This window comes from Flavobacterium tructae, assembly GCF_001853485.1.
GTDB lineage: Bacteria > Bacteroidota > Bacteroidia > Flavobacteriales > Flavobacteriaceae > Flavobacterium > Flavobacterium tructae.
Genome location: NZ_MIKE01000023.1, coordinates 131,781 through 154,698 on the forward strand (window position 1 = coordinate 131,781; position 22,918 = coordinate 154,698).

General features: G+C 33.9%; 17 protein-coding genes. 4 read left to right on the forward strand and 13 right to left on the reverse strand.

The features are described from left to right. Positions 1-43 precede the first annotated feature (43 nt). Positions 44-1,459, reverse strand: a complete 1,416-nt coding sequence (locus BHE19_RS11510) for a hypothetical protein (protein ID WP_123923544.1) — start codon at positions 1,457-1,459, stop codon at positions 44-46. A gap of 480 nt (positions 1,460-1,939) precedes the next feature. Between BHE19_RS11510 and BHE19_RS11515 the strand changes: the two genes are divergently transcribed. The 3 genes from BHE19_RS11515 to BHE19_RS11525 all read left to right on the forward strand — a co-directional run bounded on the left by BHE19_RS11515 (position 1,940) and on the right by BHE19_RS11525 (position 6,851). Continuing rightward, a complete protein-coding gene (locus BHE19_RS11515; RefSeq protein ID WP_070907244.1) occupies positions 1,940-4,342 on the forward strand; it encodes a TonB-dependent receptor domain-containing protein in 2,403 nt (800 codons plus the stop codon). A 131-nt stretch (positions 4,343-4,473) separates the two neighbouring features. Beyond that, positions 4,474-4,905, forward strand: coding sequence for a hypothetical protein (locus BHE19_RS11520; protein WP_017496073.1), 432 nt, complete (start codon positions 4,474-4,476; stop codon positions 4,903-4,905). Between the two features lie 167 nt (positions 4,906-5,072). Further along, positions 5,073-6,851, forward strand: a complete 1,779-nt coding sequence (locus tag BHE19_RS11525; RefSeq protein WP_070907245.1) for an AMP-dependent synthetase/ligase — start codon at positions 5,073-5,075, stop codon at positions 6,849-6,851. A gap of 126 nt (positions 6,852-6,977) precedes the next feature. Here the strand turns inward: BHE19_RS11525 and BHE19_RS22790 are convergent, their stop codons facing one another. The 9 genes from BHE19_RS22790 to BHE19_RS22795 form a co-directional block, all read right to left on the reverse strand. Continuing rightward, entirely contained in the window at positions 6,978-7,139 is a 162-nt protein-coding gene (locus tag BHE19_RS22790; protein ID WP_165607925.1) for a hypothetical protein, read from the reverse strand. A 63-nt stretch (positions 7,140-7,202) separates the two neighbouring features. Next, positions 7,203-7,706 carry a hypothetical protein gene (locus BHE19_RS11530; RefSeq protein WP_070907246.1) on the reverse strand — a complete coding sequence of 168 codons (504 nt, stop codon included), beginning with the start codon at positions 7,704-7,706 and terminating at the stop codon, positions 7,203-7,205. Positions 7,707-7,949: 243 nt separating this feature from the next. After that, positions 7,950-8,561 (reverse strand): RNA ligase 1 family protein, encoded by a 612-nt coding sequence (locus BHE19_RS11535; protein ID WP_070907546.1) that lies wholly within the window; start codon positions 8,559-8,561, stop codon positions 7,950-7,952. An 840-nt stretch (positions 8,562-9,401) separates the two neighbouring features. After that, the gene (locus tag BHE19_RS11545; protein WP_070907248.1) at positions 9,402-10,730 is read right to left on the reverse strand and encodes an SWIM zinc finger family protein; all 1,329 of its coding nucleotides are present in this window, start codon (positions 10,728-10,730) and stop codon (positions 9,402-9,404) included. Between the two features lie 5 nt (positions 10,731-10,735). Then, on the reverse strand, positions 10,736-13,840 hold the full coding sequence (locus BHE19_RS11550) for a DUF6493 family protein (RefSeq protein ID WP_070907249.1): 3,105 nt from the start codon (positions 13,838-13,840) through the stop codon (positions 10,736-10,738). A 340-nt stretch (positions 13,841-14,180) separates the two neighbouring features. Further along, on the reverse strand, positions 14,181-15,644 hold the full coding sequence (locus BHE19_RS11555) for a tyrosinase family protein (protein WP_070907250.1): 1,464 nt from the start codon (positions 15,642-15,644) through the stop codon (positions 14,181-14,183). 40 nt (positions 15,645-15,684) lie between these two features. Continuing rightward, positions 15,685-16,113, reverse strand: coding sequence for a hypothetical protein (locus BHE19_RS11560; RefSeq protein ID WP_070907251.1), 429 nt, complete (start codon positions 16,111-16,113; stop codon positions 15,685-15,687). Positions 16,114-16,130: 17 nt separating this feature from the next. Next, a complete protein-coding gene (locus BHE19_RS11565; RefSeq protein ID WP_233431375.1) occupies positions 16,131-16,991 on the reverse strand; it encodes a multicopper oxidase domain-containing protein in 861 nt (286 codons plus the stop codon). A gap of 256 nt (positions 16,992-17,247) precedes the next feature. Beyond that, the gene (locus tag BHE19_RS22795; protein WP_165607926.1) at positions 17,248-17,397 is read right to left on the reverse strand and encodes a hypothetical protein; all 150 of its coding nucleotides are present in this window, start codon (positions 17,395-17,397) and stop codon (positions 17,248-17,250) included. 171 nt (positions 17,398-17,568) lie between these two features. Between BHE19_RS22795 and BHE19_RS11570 the strand changes: the two genes are divergently transcribed. Beyond that, a complete protein-coding gene (locus tag BHE19_RS11570) occupies positions 17,569-17,967 on the forward strand; it encodes a helix-turn-helix domain-containing protein (RefSeq protein ID WP_017496085.1) in 399 nt (132 codons plus the stop codon). A 658-nt stretch (positions 17,968-18,625) separates the two neighbouring features. Here BHE19_RS11570 and BHE19_RS11580 read toward each other — a convergent pair. The 3 genes from BHE19_RS11580 to BHE19_RS11590 all read right to left on the reverse strand — a co-directional run bounded on the left by BHE19_RS11580 (position 18,626) and on the right by BHE19_RS11590 (position 22,907). Then, positions 18,626-19,474, reverse strand: a complete 849-nt coding sequence (locus BHE19_RS11580; RefSeq protein WP_070907254.1) for an HNH endonuclease — start codon at positions 19,472-19,474, stop codon at positions 18,626-18,628. Continuing rightward, positions 19,461-21,419 carry an AbiJ-related protein gene (locus BHE19_RS11585; protein ID WP_070907255.1) on the reverse strand — a complete coding sequence of 653 codons (1,959 nt, stop codon included), beginning with the start codon at positions 21,417-21,419 and terminating at the stop codon, positions 19,461-19,463. Before BHE19_RS11585 ends, BHE19_RS11580 begins: the two co-directional genes overlap by 14 nt. Positions 21,420-21,761: 342 nt before the next feature. Next, a complete protein-coding gene (locus BHE19_RS11590; RefSeq protein WP_123923546.1) occupies positions 21,762-22,907 on the reverse strand; it encodes a hypothetical protein in 1,146 nt (381 codons plus the stop codon). Positions 22,908-22,918 lie beyond the last annotated feature (11 nt).

Sequence of the window (22,918 nt, forward strand, 5' to 3'; positions counted from 1 at the left end):
ATCATCAAGCTTTTCAAAACTCTTAAAACAATTTTTATCTGTATTAATTAATCCCTACCAAATTGACGCGAAGCTTGTTTGGGGCAGAGCCTTCAGACATAAAAACCAAATACTTTCCGTCATTTGTCTTTCTAATAATTTGACTAGGCTGCACCAATCGGGAATTATCATCCTTCCCATTAGACAAAGAAACATCTTTAGTAGTAAGCACATTGCCATCATAATCTACGACTGCAAGTGAAGATTTTAAAACTTTATTATTTTTGGACATATCAAATGCATTCCAGGCTATAAATATTTTACCCTGTGAATAATGAGCCATCTGCGCTCCCCAGCCGGCAGTTTCTGTAGCCTTATAACTGGTTAACCAAACATCCTTAACTTTGACTGCACTTCCCATTCCGGCACCTACGCTGGAAAATATAGACAAGCGAAGATCACGACGCAGATCATTAGCAGTAAACTCATGTTGTGTAGTATAAAGAACGGCAATATTTCCATTGGGCAATTCTAATAGATCACCGGTAGCTGTATTGGTAATATTATCATTTGAAGTTGCAGAATTGGGAAGCGGAAAAACATTTGACCATGTACGATTAAACGGATCATCATTAAATTTCCAGGTTTCTATTAAAAGACCTCTTGAGGGCAACGCATCTGCATGGGCAGAGGCAAGATAACGTCCATCATTCAAAGGCAATAATCGCTGGTCGAAGTTATGGGAAATATACCAGGGACGTATAAAAGTTGATTTACCTGTAGCTGCTTCATGAAAGCTAAGCCAGGCTGCCTGATGCTCGCCCATTCCTCTGCGAGCTAAATATATACCAAAATTATCCAGTTTCTTATTGTAAACAATAATACCCTGTCCGGATCTTCCTGCTGCATGAGTATCAGAGGGATTAGGAGGAGCCTGCCATAAATCTATTGAATACTTTACGTTGCCTGAACCGTCAAAACAATAATACACAGGTCTCTTTCTTGCAATGTCATCTGAGTTCACTTCCGATGCTCCCATCATGTAACGATTATTACCAAAATACTCGTAACCCAGAAAAGTCGTATTACCCAAATTTAGTTCTTTGGGAAAGGAAATTTCGGAAACAATAGATTTAGTGCTGAGTGAGATTCTGCTTAAATGGCGGTGTCCGTCAGCAGTTGGTGCTAATTCTCCTTCCCAATAAGTATCCAGATTACCATCTTCACTAACAGAAAAGCGAATACTTGGCTTTATACCATAAGTTTCGTAAGCACTATTTGTTAATGGTCGAAGATTTTCAGGCAGGTTTACTTCAAAAGAAGAATAATTGAGACCTGTACTAACATCACTGTCTTCTTTATCACCCGTACTTCCTGTAGTATCAACCACCGGATCCTCTACATTTTTACTGCATGCTCCTAACGACAATAAGGCAACAACTAATAAGACGTAAATTTTGCTTTGAGAAATGTGTTTCATTAAATTTATTTTAGTTTTATAATAGTAATTCATTTTTTAGTCATCATTTGACGATTTACAACACCCTTTAAGAAGTGTTCCACCTCTTTAAATTCAAACCAAAGTTATAACACCTGTTTTTTATGCATTTTATACTTGTATCAAATGGTATTATTCCTGTAACAAACAGTATTATTCATAAAACTTCTGAATAAAATTCACAGGGAAATACCTTCCGATGAGAATCAGAAATACAAAAGACAGGAACAACAACGTTTCACGCTTTTATAAATTGCCGGAAAAAGAATTGAGAAAAGCTAAAAATATATTTCAATTAAGAACATCCGAATTTATCGGCTGCTTTTTTTTAACCATTCACTTTTTACATCTCACATCTCACCTTTTCAAAAAACTTCCATTTAAAAAGACTCTAAGACTAATTTAATACTATCTTAAGCCAGCTTACACCTGTGTTTTTACTGCTATAAATATCTTTGTTTCATGAAAAAATGGACATTAAATTTATCGCTTTTACTCCTCTTATTTATTATAAGCCAAGTCACGTTTGCCCAAAATTCTTCTGTAAAAGGAACTGTTTCTGACGGGAAACTGGCCATCGAATTTGTCGATGTGGTTTTAAAAAACACTGCCGATTCTACTAAAGTTGCCGGATATGCCGTTACAGATGCTTCCGGGAATTTTTCTTTAGACCATGTTACTTCAGGTGAATATAAAATTCAGTTCAAATTAATCGGTTTTAAAACCGTTACGCAAAAAGTAAAATTTACAGGATCTCCAATTTCTATTGGAACCATAACTTTAAAAACGGACACTAATCTGTTAAACACTGTTGTTGTAAATTCTCATAAAAAGCAAATTCAAAAAACCAACGAAGGCTTCATTTTTAATGCCGTTTCGAATCTTACACAAACAGGCGGAACTGCTACCGATATGCTCAAAAACATCCCTACCGTTGCTGTGGATGCAGACGGAGGAATTACTTTAAGAGGAAAATCTCCAATGATTTTGATTAACGGAAAAAACTCTGCCATTACCAATATGGATCAAATTGCAGCGAGCAGTATTGAAAGTATTGAAGTTATCAGTAATCCTACTGCCAAATACGATGCGAATGCAGAAAGCGGAATTATCAATATCAGACTCAAAAAAAACAACCAAAGCGGTATGAATGGTGCCGTGGTTTTAGGAGGCGGATTTGGAGCCAAAGGCAGATTAAACAGCTCTGTGCTCTTAAATCAGAAAACGGATAAATGGAATTTCGGACTGGGGTACGACAATCGCTTTGCCGGAAGAACTAAAAAGATCAAAGGGGAGAGAATCAATTACCTGATCGATGACGAACATTATATCAATCAAAACAGAAGCGACCAGCGTACGGAAGGCTTGCAGAATTTGAAATTCAACATTGATTTTTCACCAAATGAAAACAACAGCTTTTCTTTTGAAGCTTTGGGAAATATGGAGAGTCAGGACAATGACGAAACTTTATACACGCAGGTAAACAGCAGTGCCAATCAGTTTTTCTCGAGCAATAAAAGACATTCTTTGGAACTCGAGCGTTCTAAGGTAGCCGAACTTGCTTTTAGCTACGACCGAAAATTTGCCGATGACCGAAAAAACCTAAACGCCAGTATTACCTCCTCTTTCAATAAACACAGAGAAAACACTGATATCGATACCTATCAATTCGATCAATACTACAACCTAATTGGTGATGCTGCATGGCAAAGAACACACAATTACGAACACGAAAATATCTCGAACGCTATTGTAAATTATGCGCTTCCGGTGTCTGAAAGAACCATTTTAGAGACTGGCTACAAAGGAACCTTCCGATTCTTCGACTCCGATTTTCAAAGTGCCGATCAAAAAAATGGAGAATACGTTGTAAATCCTTTGGCGAGCAACGGCTTTAAATTCAACGAGCAAATCAACGCGGTTTACGGACTTCTAAACTCTTATATTGGCACTAAAGAAACTCCGAAATGGAAATACAATCTGGGATTACGTGCCGAGCAGGTTTCAAACAACGGAAAAACGCAAAACAACAGTGATAACTTCTCCAATCATTATGTAAAACTTTTCCCTTCTGCCTCTTTACAACTTAATTTAGCATCAGATGAATTTCTAAAAATGGGCTACAGCAAACGTATCAATCGCCCTGATTTAGACAACTTAAATCCATTTATTGATATTACCGATGCCTTGAATCCGCACGGAGGAAATCCGTACTTAAAACCGGAAATCATTCATATTATTGAGACAGGCTATTCTAAAGAATGGTCCAAATATTCCCTTTCGACCAATGTTTTTTACAGAAACGCGACCAATACAATCAGACAATATGCCGAACTGCAGGACAACGGAGTGGTTTTGCAACAGCCCAGAAATATTGGAAGCACCATTACTTACGGTCTTGAAACTATTTTCAGTCTGAAACCAATTGGATTCTACGATGCCAATATCAGTATTACCGCTTTTCAACAAAATATAAATGCCACCAATCTGGCTCAGGATGTCGTAAACAATGCATTCAGCTGGTACGGAAAGATCATCAATAATTTTGTTCCCTGGAAAGGTGGAAAACTGCAAATTATCGGAAATTATAATTCGGCTCTCGCTACTGCACAGGGAAAAAGAATTCCGATCTATAATGTTGATATGGGATTTCAGCAAAAACTGGGTAAAGGCAATGCCCGTTTAGGTTTAGTGGTAACCGATATGTTCAACACGCTAGAAAGCGGTTTTAAAAACAATACGGCTTTGTTCAGTAACAACCGTACTTCAAAATCAGATACACGCGCTCTGATGCTTACTTTTGCTTACACCTTTAAATCTGATTTTAAAGAAAAATTACTGGAAAACCAGTTTTCAACAGAGTAGCATCGTATTAAAATAAAAATATCATTCTTGTAATCGGGATTCATTTTTCTAGTGAAAATTGAACTATATTCGCCAAAAAATTTGTACCCCGAATTTTTTGGCAGCTCCAAGAACCCTTAAACCTACATAGAATGAAAACCCTGCAAGTATTTCTTTTTACTTTATTATTTAGTGCCGTAAAATTACATTCTCAAATTCACGTAGACCGAATCACTTATAAAGTCCGTGACCATTTTATTACCACCACCATCGGGTATCCGGTACCCGGAACTTTTTTGCCAGCCGGAAAAAAAGAACCCTCTACCATTTTAAATCCGGACGGAACAGGAATTATTCAATATGAAGATCTAAGCAAAAAAAAGATCAACTGGGGAATTGAATGTACCGAAGAAGGCATTCCGGTTTTTAAAGAAGGTTTCAACAGTGCTTCCTATACTTTCTGGTACCGAACCAATGACAGTGAGGAGTGGAATTACACCCAATTTTCTATCCATTTTACCAAGAAAAAAATGTTTCTGATGGGGGAAAGAGTAAAAGAATATGTAGATTATAACGTACAATAATTACTACGTAAAAATCAATTTTTCTTGATTTTTATACCTTTTACTACAAAAAAGAAAACGTTTTCGTAGATTTTCTAAAGTACTTATAATTTTTCCCATAAATTTCGATAAATATAAAAATTATACCTAATTTTTATTTAATTTGCGATAAAATTCAATATACTAACATGGTTTCAATCACACGCCTTTTTGATTTTCCCTATTATCAACAAGAAACTTATAACCTTCAGGTTGCCTTAGCAACTAAAAAAAACGGAGTCTGGGAAAAGACATCTAGCCAGGAATATATTGCAAAAGCAAATGCTATTTCGAGAGCATTATTGCGCATGGGTGTCCAAAAAGATGATAAAATTGCATTAATCACTTCTAACAATCGTACGGAGTGGAATATTATGGATATTGGTATCCTGCAAACCGGTGCTCAAAACGTGCCTATTTACCCAACTATTGCCGAAGAAGATTACGAATATATATTAAATCATAGTGGAAGTATTTTCTGTTTTGTATCCGATACAGAAGTACTTGACAAAGTAAACGCGATCAAAGCAAACGTTCCTACTTTAAAAGAAGTCTATTCTTTTAATGAAATTGAAGGTTGCAAACACTGGTCTGAATTGTTAACACTAGGAGAAGAAGACAGCAACCAAAGCGAAGTTGAAGCCAGAAAAGACAGTATTAAACCAGAAGATTTAGCTACTATTATTTATACTTCCGGAACAACAGGAAGACCAAAAGGAGTTATGCTTTCTCACCATAACATTGTTTCTAATGTTTTAGACAGCGCGCCAAGAATCCCGTTTGATCCGGGAAAAAGTTCGGCTTTGAGTTTCCTTCCTATTTGTCATATTTTTGAAAGAATGATTTTGTACATCTATCAATTTTATGGTATTTCGGTTTATTTTGGTGAATCGATTGATAAAATCAGCGATAACCTAAAAGAGGTACGACCAAATGTAATTACAGCGGTTCCAAGACTTTTAGAGAAAGTTTACGATAAAATCTACGCAAAAGGTGCTGAATTGACCGGTATTAAGAAAAAACTATTTTTCTGGGCCATTGATTTAGGACTACGCTACCAGCCTTACGGTGCCAATGGTGCCTGGTACGAATTTCAGTTAAAAATTGCCCGTAAACTTATTTTCAGTAAATGGAAAGAAGGTTTAGGAGGAAACTTAGACTTAATGGTTTCGGGAAGTGCTGCTTTACAACCGCGTTTAGCGAGAGTTTTTGCTGCTGCTGAAATTCCGGTTATGGAAGGTTACGGTTTATCTGAAACATCACCGGTAATTGCTGTAAACGACCAAAGAAACAAAGGTTTTAAAATTGGAACTGTTGGAAAACCAATTCGTAATGTAGAAGTTAAAATTGCCGAAGACGGTGAAATCCTTTGCAAAGGGCCAAACGTAATGTTAGGTTACTACAAAGATCCTGAAAAAACAGCCGAAGCTTTACAAGACGGTTATTTCCACACCGGAGATATTGGAGAAATTGACAGCGAAGGTTTCCTTAAAATTACAGATCGTAAAAAAGAAATGTTCAAAACTTCGGGAGGAAAATACATCGCTCCTCAGTTGATTGAAAATGCCATGAAACAATCTCGTTTTATCGAGCAGATCATGGTGATTGGTGAAGGCGAAAAAATGCCGGCAGCCTTCATTCAGCCTAACTTTGAATTTGTAAAAGAATGGGCCAAAATTCACAAAATAACTTTAGGAAACAGCGACAAAGACATCAGCTCTAACGCACAGGTTATCAAACGTATTGACGAAGAAGTAGAAACCATTAACGAGAAATTCGGACACTGGGAAAAAATCAAGCGTTTTGAACTTACTCCAGACGTTTGGTCGATTGACGGAGGACAACTTACTCCTACCCTGAAATTAAAACGTAAAATCATTAAAGAAATTTACAAAGATCTTTACGCTAAAATATACGGACAAAATTAATAAACCAACATAATACTAACCAACGAAAAACGGCTATCTCATAAGGATAGCCGTTTTTTAATGGTACAAACATCACTTTAAATAGTCAACAACCGTTGTGAGTGCTATACAAAGCGGACTTACGTTTTAAGCTTGTGGACGAATTAAAAACCCATTCATTTGGGTTACTTCATCCCTTTTCGCCTTTAAAACAGCCAATCCATATTCAGTAATTGTACTTTCCTGTTCTTCAGCAACTGTGAGTCTACTGTGCTTTTCTTCTAAACAGATACTACTAATTGTATTCATAATTTTTATTTTTTCAATTTTTAAAATAATGGTGTTTAAATCTTTAACTCATAATTCTCTTCTTTAGAAAAACATACTTTTAATATCCCTAAAGAAATTTCTTTTCTTAGATTTCTTTTCAGGCTTCTCCTTTTTAGCAGCACTCTTTTTTTCAAAAACTTCTTTAGCTTTTTCAATTCTCCTAATTGGTTTTGTGTCTTCCTTTTTAGAATTTTCGTAAAACTTCTTGAGAGGACGAGGGTGAAAATCAACCAAAATTGCAGCCATATTGATGACATCCATACTGGACGGATCTGTTTCTCCTTTAAAGAAGGTTTCAATAGGTCTGAACTTATCTTTTTTCTCCTTAAACTTATTCTTTTGAGTATGATCGAAATCTAAGCCCAATAGATTACTAAAAACATTCAAGTCCTCTTTTGTTGGGTTATTTTCGAAAATGAGCCAGCACAAATCACGAAGTTTTGCACGAGAAGGTTTGTACAAATAATCAAAGTATTCTCCTTCTCTTTCTATCTCGTATTTTTTTCTAATTGCTCTTTTGTATTTTTCTAATGTATTGTTACTCATAATATTCTACTTTTTTTTTCGGAATTTTCCGGAACCTCAGGGATCCTCCTGATCTCTCATCCATAGAGTGTTAAAATATCTTTACCAAGAAAATAACCTCTAAAAGAGATACAATACTTATTGCATTCCCTCTTCCTTCCGTCGCTTAGTGAGTTCTGCATCCATATCGTTATCGAAATAAACAGATACTCACTAAACCTAATTTTACTAACAAGACCAAAATCATGGTCAGGCTTACTTTTTTTACTCATGGTTAGAAACAATTAAGTTATTGGCATTTTTTGTTGGGGTCATTTCTAACTTCGAACGTTTTATTCCAAAATCAGATTTCCTTAGCTTACACATTCTTCCATCTGAAACATGGTGAAAAACAATACCTTCAACATCATTTTCTAACAAAAATCTTTTCAAATCATCAAATTCAAAATTTGAAAAGTCAAAAACCTCACTGCCGTGTTTCATCAGCATGTGTTTTTCCAGTTTTTCAGGATTTCCCTGCACTTTAGGACCGCATAATTCAAATGTCCCATCGATCTTAATTTTTAAATTATCAAAACCTTCAAAGAAAAACTTATCCTCAGGTTTCAAACGATCACATTTTAACCAATGCGGATGATGTCCCGTAATACTATCTGCTTCCTGACATGCAATCGCACCAGAAGGAACTACACGCCCTTTTTTGGCATCAAACCTTTTAAATAATTCTCCCTGAATAATTGCTGCAGCTGAGCCATCAAATTTTCTTGTGGCAATAACTTCTCCAGTTGTAACCCATTTATTTTCATCACTAACCTTATTTATTACCCTTGCCAGATCATGCGGATCTTTAACAAATAATGTACTTATCTTTTTCATCTTATATACTTTTAAATTAAATCCTCGATTTACTCGAAGAACATCAAACAACTTTTGCGTTTTTAAATTTCAATCCATAAAAAAAGCACCCGATTAAAGGTGCTTCATAACAAATACGATAATTATCATATTGCCTATAATGATGCACCAGCATGTAAACCCCTTCAAGGGCCGAACTTGCGTTTATTGGTTTTACGTTATATGTATTAAAAATGAAATCCATTTTATATATTGTTTTATTTTTAAATTCTATTGTTTTTCGAAATTCAGTGTCCCGATATTCTTCGACAAAGATAATGTCAAAAAAATCATACTTCCAAATTCTACAATCATTCAATCTATTGATTTTCAATTAACTAAACCCTAAAGTTAAGTCATAGAAATCCCTGTCCGCATATCGAAGCAGCTTTTTTATCAAATCAAATGACTGTTACTCATCAGATTACTTTTCAAGACTATATTTTGGTGTTTTTAAAATTCATTAAACATTTAATGTGTATTTTTTTAAAATATTTTTTTGTTACGATCAATTTGTAATCATTTTCCATCTTTTTTATCCTGCTGAATTATCCCCAAAACAAAAAAAGCGCCCTAAAAAGAGGACGCTTTGCTATATTTATGTTGAGTTTGTAACTTCAATTTACACTTCGATTTCATAAAAATACAGATCACATCCTGAGCCCTTAACAGGGGCAAACCCTGCTAAACGATCACTATATAGTCCTACTGACAGATTGATATTTATATTTTTCATTTCCATTTCAGGTACAAATATAGCATTTTTAGAAATTAATTTAACTTTATTTTAAGATTTGTAGAGCGTGTCTTTAATTTTCTCACTTAAGAAAGTATCATTTTCACCGCCAAAATATGCTTGCAAATTCCTCTCTTTCCCTGATAAGCCGTAAACCAGTCGCAAGTACATTTTTGAGAAGTAGTATCAATGATTACTTTATGCACCACACCAGAACCTTTTACTTTGGCTTCAATATAATTGGCTCTGCGTTCTGTGATTTCCACTTCTTCCTTATCAATTAGCTTTTTCGCATTTTTCAATCTCGGATTTAAAGATAAAATACGCTCTGTTTTAAAGGGAAGACGGCGGTAAAAATGAGCCTTTTCGCTTAAATCATAGCCTAATAATCCCATTGAAGATAAATTGGACGTTAGATTATCCATCGTACCAAAATCAATATCATTTTCAATCGAAAGCATGGTTGGGTCAAACGTCTCATTCGATTTTAACAAACTGTTTAATCCGTACACCCATTCCATCGGTAAATTTTCCGTCATGGTTTCCAGAACATTTCCTTCACCCGAAAAACCACGGTAAGAATCCGGAGAAAAAGCCATCAATAGCTGCATCTTACCAAATTCACATACAATCGCACAAGTCTGCTTATCATCTGATTCGTAAATAAAAATCTTATCTACAATGGCCAGAATCCCTTCTAATAAACGTAGTCTTTGAACGCCGCCTATTCTCACACTGTCAGAAGTTGCCAAAGTCGAAAACATAAACTTTCCGGCTCTTTTAGTGATAAAAAAATCACCTTTTACGCTTCCTTTCGGCAGACTTTGAAAAAGCTGAATGGTTTGTATTTTATTGAGTTCGAACTTCAGATCCATATCAGCCAAATAAAGCTGAACACTGGTTAATCCTTTGATCCAGCGCATAGGTAAAGTCACTTTTTTCTCGACCACTTTTGCTTTGCTGGTTATAACCTGAACGTCTTGCTGACCAACGGCAAGGGTTACCTTTTCATTTTTCTGAATCGCATTTAGCGCATTCAGCATTGGATCGTTAAAATCAACATTAGTCGTTCCATTGGCAATAAATTCGCCGTCGATGGCTTCGGGTTTCATGTCTAATCTTACATAGACTCCATTACAGGACGAAAATCCTTCAAAACGAAGTCTTTCTGAACCTGCAGAAACAATTGGGTCACGAAGGCTGGGCGGAACTGGTCCAAAACTCGAACGCACTACTTTGGCAATCGTGCTCCAGCATTTTGCCGTAACATAAGGATCAGTTAAACTTCCCCAGAAAAAGCACGGAATATTATTGACTTCCTCAATTTCGGTTTGATGGGCCAAAACCAAATTATTAATTCCTTTTGTTTTACTGTAGGTTGAAATTCCTTTATAATTATATTCTAAATCTGTCATTTTCTTTATTTTAAAATTTGCTTAATCAAAGATTTAAGCGAAGCATTATCTTTCCACTGTTCAAAAAACGCAATGACGCTTTCTGACGGTTTCTGATTGGTTTTGATTAAAACATCAACATAGTTTTCGACCATTTTCTTGAAATTTGTCGGTAGCTTTTCGCTCACTTCCAAACAAGCAAAAAAGGTGTTAAAGAACTGCAGCAATGCGCTGTTGTGTATAGGTGAAATATCTTTTAAGGCAATTATTCCATCGGTTAATCTCGAAAAAGCACCATATTTTCCTGTTGCTGCAAAAGCCGCCTTCTCAGCAAACTTCTCTATATCGATTGTTTGTTTCTCAATCAGGTTCATTAAAGTTTCGGAGGCCAGTAAGCGTAAATCTTTCTTTTCCTGGAAGAAACAAAGCGCGAATAACAATAAAACATTATCCGAGAACCTCATTTCCGGTCGGTTTAAAACGTCCAGAAAACCTTTTAATTCCGGTTTTGAACCGTCCGGAACTACACAGTTGTTCAATAAAGTCATCACTAAAGCATCCGGGTTTTGTGGCGTTAGACTGTGCCAGTAAAATGTATTCCCGCCATAGTTTATATTGTAATCCCAACTGTTCGATCTTTTGTAAATATCAAGACTGTACAATAGATAATTAGGCGTTTTGATGTATTGCGGCAGTTCGAAACGAAGTTCGTACCACGAAGGCGATCTTTCTTTTTCGTGTGTTTTATAATTGTTCCACTCGTTCCATTTTTCTTTAAAGGAGAATTCCGTTTGAAATGGCGAAACTACAAATGGAACTTGTTTTAAATAGGTGTTTTCAAATTCGCTAAAAGTATGGTCCGGATAAAATGTTCGGGCTGCAACGGCCCATAAAGATAATATTCCGCTTTCTTTAGTCGTTTTTCCTAATGTTGCCAAAAGCTTTGAAACTAATGACCCCGAATCAATCGTCAGTTTATCTTCTGCTCCCAAACAGTAGGACAGCAAGGCTTTTAATTCGCCCTCGATTTCACTCAATAAAGGAAGTGCTTCATGGGTATTTTCTCTTGGCATTCGTGCAATGGCAATTGCTAAATCCAGAGAATCAATTTCTTCGTTTGCTTTTTGATAGGCAATTACACGTTCCAACAAAACTTTAGGAGCGACCCAATACGGTTTATGACTAGGGAAAGAAAGCAATGGCAGTTTTGAATTGGATTCAATCTTCTGCTGCACTTTTTCTAATAACGGCCGGATTAAAACCAGTGTATTAATTTTTAAATAATGACTGTCTCTAGTACTTAACTTATTGTTGATGTTTTCAATTTTCTGAGACAAAAACGATTTCATATAGTTCTTATGAACACTTTCAAAATAGAATTTGTTCAATTGTTTTTGATAAGGCTGTAACTGCGCGCTGTAATCGGCGGGAAACAAATCTCTTTGCTGAATATAGGTATTCATTAGGATTTCGGTGTCCAGAACTTCTTCAGAAGCAATGAAGTTTCCAAACTGAAATAAAATTTCGTTCCAGTCCTTTGGCAGTTGCACTTCTTCGGTCAATACCAGTTCTTTTTGAGGTTGGAATTGATATTCTTCAAATCCCGCATCGTCTGCCATCAAAACATCCTCATCTAAAAACTGACTTAAACCTGATTTGATATTTCCCTGCATCAAAGTAACATAGGTACTCAGTTTTTCTTTCAGCACTTTATCTTTTGAGGAACCGATTTTCAGAATAATTTTAGACACTTTTTCCTGTAAAGTCAAATCAGAAATCACATAAACATCAGCCAGAATAGAGGCAATTTGATTGTTCAATTTCGGATTGGCTTTACTTATTTTTTCTAAAATCGGAAGAGCATTTTTTATGGCTGCTTTGCAGTCGCCACGCATCATTAAAGGTTCCAGCCATTCCAGAAATGATTTGGCTTTGAATTTTGGATGTGAATAAATTTTCTTCACCAATTCAATTCCGTAACTCGTAATAGGCGGATACGCGTTGTGCAAAAACGAAAATATATTTTCCTGAAAAACAATCAGTTCTTCTTCTGTCGCATTAAATTCTTCGATTCTTTTTCTGAAAAAAGATTTTAGATTGTTGTTCCATTCTTTGGTTTGAATCTGGATGGCATTTTCGATAAAGAAACTGCGGTCCATTTTTTTCTCGTCTAATAAGGTTTTGTAGACAATACTCCAGGTCTGGAATTCGTCATAACTTTGGTTGTCATTATCCCGAAAAAAGCTGTTGTGAAGTATAGTTTCGTAATTAAACAATTCCGGAATATCTCTCTGATATCCTTTTGTATCATTTACAAGGGTATTAATGAATTTTCTGATTTTTGTCTTGGCACGCCACTCGTTTGTTGCAGCGAGACTTAAAGCGTACAACTCGGGATTGAATTGCAGCAAACCTTCCTCTTCAAACTTTCGCAGAATATGATAATTAACACTTACCCAGTCCTGTCTTTTTACTTTATCCAGAATAAAAGTTTCCAGCCAATTGGGTTTTGCCCATAACAATGTGTCCAGAACATAGGATTTCTGATCGGCTTCATCCAGCAATTGCAGTACTTCATCCCACGAATTAATATCGGCTTTATCAAACAATGCGATAGCACTCAGGGTGATCATTTCTTTTTGCTTTTGATCACCTCTTGTTCCCCACGATGATCCCCAATTGTTACCGGTTTTATTCTTCTTCAAAAATTCCGGTTCTTTGGATAAATCAATGTATTGGGTCCAGTATTTTTTATTTTTTTTGATGTGTTTCTTTAAAGCTTCTACATTTCCTTTTGCATTTTCTTTTAAAAAAGGAAGCATCAAATGAATATCTTTTGCTTTTATAATGGCATCGTATTCCTCTAAAACAGCGGCGGAATTTGCCGCCTTACCCGTTTTTGGTTTTGAAGCTATACTCACTTCTCCGTTTTCAGAATATCCTTTTTTCAGTTTTTCGCTGACTAATTTTTCAGCATTTCGCAAACATTCTTCATCTGTTGAAAAACTCTTGGTCTGTGAAGTTCCCGAAGTTCCGTTTTTACCGTAAGTTACCGTAAATTCAAATCCTGTCACGTTTATTTCCCAGAATTTATCGGAGTTTCCATCAATGTATTTGAGACTTTTTTTCATTAGTAATCGTATAAAACAAGTGTTATTTCTAAATGTATACTATAAATAGGTAAAGTAATTGAATGTTGTTGTAATGAAAATCGTCGTTTTTTTACTGAGGGAGATCTCTTTTGTAAGCCTAAATCCTGAACTGGCGTGCTTCTATTCCCTTTTATCGACTTTTATTTTCAATCTGTAAAATAAGAATTTTATAGCAAGATCTTCTTAAAAGAACATCTTTTAAATGTTAAAAAATCCTACGAAAAAAAGCAGCATTAAATTTCAAAAAAATACCCTGCAAATCAGTATTTGCAGGGTTTGGTTTATGGTTGGAATGTCGTTTTCAGAAAATCTAAAAAACTTAATTTGCTTTTATCACACTAATTTTTTCAAGAGTAACTTTAGCATCTCCGCCTCCGACCTTTTTGATAATAATATCATAACTGGAATCTGAATTAATTAAGTCATCCGAAATGTAATAAGAGTAGTTAAGTTTTACACCGTCTGATCCAATTTCGTGGCTGTCTCCGGTTCCATGATCATGAGCTACTCCAAAGAAAGTCATTGTACCCACATACTGATCTTTTTTTCCGGGATAACGCAAATAAACCGTATAATAATCTTTTGGCTCTTTGTAAACCACTACATCAAGATTCAGAATTATTTTAGAATTGGCAGTTTTAAAAACTCTATTGGTATTTTTCGCAAAGGTATTGCTTACTTTATGGGTAAAAGCCGAAGTGCCTAATACTTTGCTCACTTTTTGCTCCCAAATCACTTCTTCTTTTGAATCCTGAAATGAAATTTTAGCTTTTGCTGCTTCATTAGCCGCTACAACCGGAGTTTTAGATCCGTAAAGTAAATCATCGTATTTATAATCTAAGTTGTAGACTGTGTTGTATACTTCCTCCATCGTATAAGTCACACGACTTCCGTCGGGATTTATAAACTGATACTGCCACGGATCTGCTTTTAGTTGCTCTAAGGTAGGGCGCTGTCCGTAAATCGAAACGTCCCAGGAATCCCAAATACGGTCGACCATACTGTGATGCAGCCAGAAAACAGGATCAAATCCGGCCGACTCTACATTGGCCATTAAACCCGAAGTAACTTTTTGGTAGATTTCGTTGTAATACGTTTCACTTGGATCGGCATATCCCCCACCGATAAGATTGTGCATATAACCATGAGGGGCACCCTCAAGGCTTCTGCTAAATCCCGCGTCGCCTGTGAAAGAAGGATTTGTTTTTAATTCTTCCAAAGCCAGCTGAATCTGATTGACCTGACTCGGCAAAATTGGTTTTCCATTGTTCAAAATGCTGTATCGCGCCGCAGTATAAAGAGAACCGGACGGTACTCTTAAAGGTTCTGCCATCACATTCTGAGACACCGCCTTACTGCCATAATTCCAGTACGGAAGCGCAAAATCGGCTTTTCCGGACAGGTCGCGAATAATTTTTTCTAAATGCCAAATGTAAAATCTGTGCCATAATAAGAAATGTAGTTTCGCATTTGGTGTTCCGTTATGCGTACAATCGGCCCATGCCCATAACTTATCATTGATGGTCTGATATTGCGGACAAAGCTTATTGGGACCTGTAATCTCTTTGGGAACACTGTGAATCGCTCCCTGATAATACCAGGAAATTCCTTTTTCGCAGCCCGCTTCGCGCATTTTCTTAAAAGCTACATTCATCGCTTCCAGATTCGCTAATCCCTGAGGCGTATTAACGTTCCATCGAATGTATTTCGCATTATTTCTATTTTGACCATAGGACATTCCCATAGTCAAAATAATACAGATTAAAATGGTAATTTTTTTCATTTTTTTTGTTTTTGGGTGATTAATAAATTGGTAGTTAACATTAAAGCACTTCGACTTCAAAAGTTAAAATCTGAGCATACTTGGGGTTTGCTTTGTCGTAGATTTTAAATTTCACCGTCCCGTTGCCTATTTTGTTGGCAGGAATTACATGAATGGCAATAAACCCCTGCTGATCCGGGTTAAGTTTATTAAAAGACGATCCTTTGGGAATTCCAATCTGGCAGGCACCGTGCTGGCACATCGAGCAATCCCACTCCTTTGGAAATGTATTCGATACGGTTTCCCAAACCAGATAAATAGGTTTATTTGAAATATTTTCGACCTTGATTTTCGAAATGTCAAGCCGTTTGTTTTTCAGCACGCTTTCTTTATTGACCGCAGTTCCTACTACCGAAAATGTAGGTTTGTTTTGCGCAAATGAAATAGAAACCGAAAAAAGGAATATCCAATAAAAGTACAGTTGTTTCATAATCGTCGATTTAAATTTTAATGGAAAACAGCAATAGCCGTTTCGTAAACTTTCTTTTTTGAAATGGGATCAGTAAAATGGTAGATCAATTGTTCTGTATCTCCCACATTTTCCAGGGAAACGAGTATTTCCAGACTTTCTCCCGGCTGCAACGCAACTTTACACCCGTTAGCCGATTCTGTTAGAGCGGTCTCACTCCCAAACCTCAGCTTTAATTTTGCATTAGGCGGAAATACAATTTCATGAAGATACAATCCCGAATTGACCAATCGAAACAGCACCGTTTCGTTTTTACGATCTAACGATTGTAAGCCCTTACTATCAGATGCAACTTTTCCGTTAATCAAAAAATAATTGGGTTTGTAGGGCGGAAGAACAATAGGTTTATTTCGAGGATCGTATTCGGTACCCATGATGGCATCGGTGTGCCATTTTGTATCCAGTTCGTTGCTGCACCAAAGAATTTCACGCAAGGGCTCAGGCGTCTGAAAATCCTTTTCTTTCGGTTCAATAATGATAATGCCAAACATTCCCGCCTGAAGATTGAACGGATAATTTTCGGGACTGTAATACAAATAGGTACCCGGTTTTTCGGCTATAAAAGAATAAAAACCATGCTCCATATGATGAATGGCCTCTTTTTTCTTCATCAGCTTATTGTTTTTGTCCCATTGAACAAAATCAATTTCTTTGCAAAATAAAGACACCGGATTTCCCTGCGAAATACTCCAGAAATCAACCCGAACTGTATCGCCAACCTTTGCCTTTATCTGCGATCCCGGCAAAGTAACCTGCCCCGAAAGAGAGTTTGTAAAACCAAAAGTCCGGATAGGAACGTTATTTTTAAGCAGCAGTTTACCCGTTGTTCTCCCGATCACTAAATGTTCGTTTTGAGAAAACAAAAACAGATTGCTTAGTAAAAAGCAAAAGGTCACTATGGATTTGGGGCATTCTTTCATTTCTTAACTTAAATCACTCATTGCCAATACATTCAGCAACGTAATTCAAATTTAGAATTAATGGTGGTTTTGAGACCCCGTAGAAATACCTGATTTTGTAGTAAAAATCTGCCTTGAGTTTTATTTTTTAAGAATACAATTCTTCTCGGATTGTAATGAGGTGAGAAAGTTTCTTTTAGATTTTTTTCCTCTTTTCTTTTGTAACACTGATTTCACTAAGCCATTTTGCTTGCGCTCTGGCTTGTTCTAAGGTAACAGGTTTCTGCTTTTTTAATTGCTTCATACTTATCTCCGCTCTTTCCTTAAATGACATTTTGTAATTCATACTTTTAAATAATCTACTACTTTACGATTTAGATAATAAATACTGCTTTTACAAAAGTAAGAAAAAGAATATATTTACAGCGGATAAAAAACACCCGAAAGTACATTACCAAATTAGCCTTGTATTTTACCGATCGCTGTTTTTATCAAAAAAAATAAATATCTTTGAATTATGAGCACAGAAACCAGACCCAGAAATATTGGCCGAAATATCAGCCGTATCCGAGAACTTCGCGGAATGAAACAAGAGATTCTTGCAGAAGCTATTGGAGTAAGCCAGCAATCTGTTTCGAATATTGAAGCCAGCGAAAATATTGACAAAGAAAAACTAGTACTAATTGCAAAAGCACTTGGCGTGACGGTAGAGGCGATCGAAAATTTTACAGAAGAATCTGTTTTTAATTTCTTTAATAATTTTTACGATAATAGTGCTAATAATGGCCATTTAAGTAACAATAATAATCACTGTACTTTCAATCCTCTTGATAAAGTAGTAGAGCTGTACGAACGTTTAGTTCAGGCTGAAAAAGATAAGGTCGAATACTTAGAAAAATTAATGAAATTGAAATAACAGTCTCACCAAGAGAACTTTCTGATAACAAAATGCGCAAATCATCCTTTTGATTTTGCGCATTTTTTTTGTTTTTATATCTTTTTTAAAGTTGTGTCAAAATTTAAAAAAATAAAAACTTTGACACAGAAGTTGTGTCAAAAAAATAAAAAATAAAAAATTTGTCACAGAAATTTTGTCGCAGAAGTTGTAACAAAACAAAAATAAAATCAATTTTGTTACAACTTTTGTGGCAAAATGAAAATTAAAAATGTTTTTGCCACAGTTTTGTGGCAAAAATAAAAAATATAAAAAAATTGCCACAGAAGTTGTGGCAAAACCAAAATAAAAATCAAATTTGCCACAACTTTTTGTTGAGGAAGGAAATTTTATTTCTTAAGCTATTACTAAGCATTAGACATCAAGTCCAGACGATTTGAAAATGAGTTCAGTTTGAAAGTGAAATAGGGGTTTCTTTTTTTATTATTGAAATCTCCAACGCCTTTTATATCGGTATAAGATACTGGCATGTTTAACCCAAAAGATTTGCTTCCTGAAATGACTTCGGAAAGGAGTAGATTTTGGAATTTTAGGGTTTGGATAATCAAATAAGTATTCTATTTTTTCGTTTTAACAAACTCATAAAATGATTGTATTAGTGTAACCGTTTTTCAATGCACTATTTGAACATTAAATTTAAATAATCTTGATTATTAATCAATGTTTCTTTAATGATTGATTTCCAATAATTGAAACCATAATATATTTTCTCTTCCATTACATCTTCCTTTATCGTTTTTATTAATTCATCTTTGCTTATTTTGTTAGCATACTTATTTATTTCTTTATTGAGTTCATAAATTGTATCAGAGCTATTTTTCCTAAATCTTTTTGGTAAATGCAATCTTGTATAATGATTATAAATTAAGTCAAATAGATTTTGCTCAATAGCAAATCTATTTTCCACAGTAAATTTTAAGGTTATTTTATCTCCATCAAATGTTGGATTACAGAATAAATATTGTTCCTCCGGTAGATTGTCTAAATAAAGATTTAGAAATACTGATTTGTTCTTTTCTCTCCAAACAGTACTTTTATGTCCATTACATTTTGAACAAGAAGGAAATAAATTTCGAGGATTTACTGAGAATTCTGGAAACTCATCTTTTGGTACAATATGATCTAATGAATTTATCTCATTGATAGTACAATTTTGGCAAGTATTAATTAATCTATTACCCTCAAGAGTAGTTACTTCTTCATTTAATTTTTGAATTACTGAGTTATCGTATTTATATAATTTTAATAAATCAATTTTATTTTGACCTGCATAACCGTGAGCTGTAAGTGAAGCAAGATTATTTGCGATGTTTTCTGTTTCAAAAGTTGAGTATTTATTTTTTACATCTGGTTTTAATATTTCTACTCTTTTTTTATAGTCAGGGTCTTTTTTAGAATTATTTTTAGCTTTTAAAACATCATCTAAAAAAGTATTTGAACATTCCTTGTGAGGCTTAAGATTCTTCATCAATAATACTTTTTAAATATAAACGTGTGTTAAGGTTAATAGGAACATTGTCAGATTCAATTTCTTTAATTATGTCGTCATAAGACATTCCTTTTTTAATCAAGTTTGATAAAATGATTTTAAACTGTTTTGGGATTCCTCTATTACCAAATATTTCTTCAATTATTGTGGATAAACTTTCACCAAATGTTTCTTTACCTGGTTTTCTAATACTTGCAAAATTTCCTTTACGTTCAATTACATATACATTTTTTGACAACAATTCTTGAACAATAATTGGAGAATGCGTTGCTATGATACAATAAGATTGAAAATTACGACTTAATTCATATATTGTATTTATTAGTTGTGATATTGCATTTGGATGTAAATGTGTTTCAGGTTCATCATAAATTAATAAAGAATCGTATCTGATGTTGGCAATTATTTCTGTTATAATTAATATTAAAATACTTTGGCCAGAGCTTAAAATATTAATAATTTTCTTAAATTTTCCATAGTCAATTGTATATTCCCCAGTTTCAATTTTATAACTGATGAATTCACTAATTATTTTTTCTTCAATAAATTCACCAATTGTTTTTTTGAAAATTTCAATTCTACTTTGCTCACTTATTTTTTCGTATGATTTCTGAAACCTTAAAATTAGTTCTTCTTCCTCCAAACGTTTACCGTTTTCATCTTTTAAACCACAATAAACATAATTAAATTCTGCTGTTTTTTTTGGTATTTCAAATCTGTCAAAAGAACTGTAAGAAACCGCAATCACTTTACTGAATAATGGAGTTTTTGGAGTAAAAACATCATCTTTTTTATTTGAAATATCAATAGGTAATGTAGTAACTAATTGAGTTTTACCAGTGCCGTTTTTACCAATAATTGCATAGATTCTATTTGGAATCACACTGTTATTATCAAAGTCAAAATCAACTTCTAATTCATTTTCTGCAAATTTTGGCTGGAACTTATATTTGAAACTATAAAGATTTTTTGAATTATAACCGTAGATTCTATATTTTACTTCACGCATTAACCTTTCTGCACTATCTTCCCTAATTAAAGAAGTTTTAAAATTACTATTGTTTTCATAATTTTCTTCTATTGATGAGAAAAATGAAGTGTCTTGAATTGCCCAAAGAATATTTTTAAAGTTATCACCAAATAAGTTTTTAATGTTTTCATAATACTTAAATTCTTGACCTAGAGAACAAAACATTTTATCTAATTGAGTAAATATACTTGGAATAACATTAGGAGTTTTAATATCTTCAAAATGAATAATTTTTAATCTACCAATAAAATTAAAATGGTTCGAATTTGGATGATAATACAGAACATATTCTGAAACTATACCAAAATCATTCCAACCATCGTTTAATTCTAATATAAAAGAAGGAAATTTAGTCGGAACTTGATGAGCACTCTTTTTATTATATAAACCTTTTGGATTATTTTTAATAAAGAAGGGAATGTTATTTTCTATTAAACCTAGAGGTATTTTATCTGCTTCCTGTTTTGGACTTACTTTATAGACTGTTAATCCACTAGCATCTATTTGAACTGCTTTTAATGATAAATTTTCCTTTTCTAAATAAGGATTTATCATTAAATAGTATTTCATTATTTCATCTTTGTTACTTCTAATATTTGGATGAATAATTCTATTTAAAAAATTAATGAAAATTTCTGTATTTTCAACAATATTAAACCTTTCTGTTAATACATAATTATATTCCCAATCATCATTGTTTACAAGATGCTGATAGGCATCATCATAAGCATTGCTAAATCGAGAATCTTGAGAAGGAAGCCCTCTAAGGTTTAGCATATCATCTAGAAACTTAATAATGTTTGAACTATCGTCATTTGGAATTCCAAATAATTCCTTTTCGGATAGTAGCACTTTTAATATATCTAATTTTAGTTTTTGAGATAATTCTAACATTTTTATCTTTTATAATTTTTTTTTATCACACTTAAAAAAAATAAATCCAACTCCTCATTCATCTTCTTACTACTTCCCAACTTACTCGCATTTTCCTAATTAAATTGTACCGTTTTCAGCAAAAATTCAGTTATCAAAATTGTAGAAAATTTTATTTGACCTTTTACGTTTTTCCATAAACATAGAAATTGAATATGTCTCAAATATATATAAACAAAAAGCCTTCAAACCAAGTAAAAACACCTGATTTAAACAAGAGTTTTTTCTCAAGTTCCAAAATAAAAACACTGCTGTGCAAAATAATTGCGCAGCAGTGTTTTACTCAATGAAAAACTATACCATTTATTCATTTAAGACGAGTTTATGTTCGTCCTCTTTTCCAAAATTATAAGTAATATTCAAAAAACCAAGAAAATTAGATTTCTCAATATCATACTTGATCGTTAAAGGAATCCAAATATCTTTAGTTACACGAATTCTGAAATCGGAACTCGCTAAAAAAGTATTCTTTTTTTCATCAGCTAATTTATTTTTCAAAATCGAATTATACTCCATATACAATTTTATTTCAAATACACTTTGGTCATTTCTTTTAAACATTTTATAGTTAAGACCGGCAGAATTTCTCAATTCTAATCTTTGAACACTCTTCTCTATTAAAGTGTCGGAGTAAACTAAATTTGATCTAATATCTAATTCCAGGTTTTTAAAACCTTGCAAAAAAACAGTCCCGAAAGTAAGTTTCTTATTATTTCCCTTATCATTAGTAGTTCCATTTAAAGAAACCGTCCATAATGCTTTTTTTTCAAGATTGGAATATTCTTTGTCTCTTAATTCATGAATTTTCGCGATATAATCTTTCAATTTTATCGATTTGTTTCGGTTTTCAAATTCAGTAATGATTTTATTAAAATAAATATTTGAATCATCTATTTTATCAAATTCTTTATTTGTCAGTATAGAGCTTGCTATGTTTATGGCTTCTATTTTTTCACTAAACTTCTTGTCACCTGTTTTATCTAATTCACTAACAAGTTTATCTTGTATTTCAGATAATTCGCTAGTCCAAAATTTATAATCAAGTGCAAGTGCAGTTTTTGCAAAATTGACAACGTCTTTGTCTCTCTGATTAATTAAAGCATAAGTAATTCCGCCAGAAAATCCTTTGTAATTAAACTGTTCATCGAAATTAAGCTTCGTATTGAACTCAAAATTTCTTGAAAATTTCTGTTTAGAAAAAACTGTATCTGTTGTGATATTATCCCAAAAAATAGATTTAATACCGTATAAGGTAGAATTAAATTCGACACTTTTGTTTGGCCCCGTTAAATTACTAGTTCCTAATTGAAATAAATTAGACAAAACTTCTTTGTAATTTCCTGATTTTGAATTATCCGTAGCTTCTCTGAATTTTTGCACTTTTTCATCTTGCGCTAACACAACATGAACAGACATTAAAAGTAGCAAGCTTATAAAATATTTTTTCATGATCTGTTTAT

What these genes read in the sequence shown, in the direction of transcription:
- BHE19_RS11510 (WP_123923544.1), bottom strand. Translation starts at nt 1,459, where the DNA reads ATGAAACACATTTCTCAAAGCAAAATTTACGTCTTATTAGTTGTTGCC.
- BHE19_RS11515 (WP_070907244.1), top strand. Translation starts at nt 1,940, where the DNA reads ATGAAAAAATGGACATTAAATTTATCGCTTTTACTCCTCTTATTTATT.
- BHE19_RS11520 (WP_017496073.1), top strand. Translation starts at nt 4,474, where the DNA reads ATGAAAACCCTGCAAGTATTTCTTTTTACTTTATTATTTAGTGCCGTA.
- BHE19_RS11525 (WP_070907245.1), top strand. Translation starts at nt 5,073, where the DNA reads ATGGTTTCAATCACACGCCTTTTTGATTTTCCCTATTATCAACAAGAA.
- BHE19_RS22790 (WP_165607925.1), bottom strand. Translation starts at nt 7,139, where the DNA reads ATGAATACAATTAGTAGTATCTGTTTAGAAGAAAAGCACAGTAGACTC.
- BHE19_RS11530 (WP_070907246.1), bottom strand. Translation starts at nt 7,706, where the DNA reads ATGAGTAACAATACATTAGAAAAATACAAAAGAGCAATTAGAAAAAAA.
- BHE19_RS11535 (WP_070907546.1), bottom strand. Translation starts at nt 8,561, where the DNA reads ATGAAAAAGATAAGTACATTATTTGTTAAAGATCCGCATGATCTGGCA.
- BHE19_RS11545 (WP_070907248.1), bottom strand. Translation starts at nt 10,730, where the DNA reads ATGACAGATTTAGAATATAATTATAAAGGAATTTCAACCTACAGTAAA.
- BHE19_RS11550 (WP_070907249.1), bottom strand. Translation starts at nt 13,840, where the DNA reads ATGAAAAAAAGTCTCAAATACATTGATGGAAACTCCGATAAATTCTGG.
- BHE19_RS11555 (WP_070907250.1), bottom strand. Translation starts at nt 15,644, where the DNA reads ATGAAAAAAATTACCATTTTAATCTGTATTATTTTGACTATGGGAATG.
- BHE19_RS11560 (WP_070907251.1), bottom strand. Translation starts at nt 16,113, where the DNA reads ATGAAACAACTGTACTTTTATTGGATATTCCTTTTTTCGGTTTCTATT.
- BHE19_RS22795 (WP_165607926.1), bottom strand. Translation starts at nt 17,397, where the DNA reads ATGAATTACAAAATGTCATTTAAGGAAAGAGCGGAGATAAGTATGAAG.
- BHE19_RS11570 (WP_017496085.1), top strand. Translation starts at nt 17,569, where the DNA reads ATGAGCACAGAAACCAGACCCAGAAATATTGGCCGAAATATCAGCCGT.
- BHE19_RS11580 (WP_070907254.1), bottom strand. Translation starts at nt 19,474, where the DNA reads ATGAAGAATCTTAAGCCTCACAAGGAATGTTCAAATACTTTTTTAGAT.
- BHE19_RS11585 (WP_070907255.1), bottom strand. Translation starts at nt 21,419, where the DNA reads ATGTTAGAATTATCTCAAAAACTAAAATTAGATATATTAAAAGTGCTA.
- BHE19_RS11590 (WP_123923546.1), bottom strand. Translation starts at nt 22,907, where the DNA reads ATGAAAAAATATTTTATAAGCTTGCTACTTTTAATGTCTGTTCATGTT.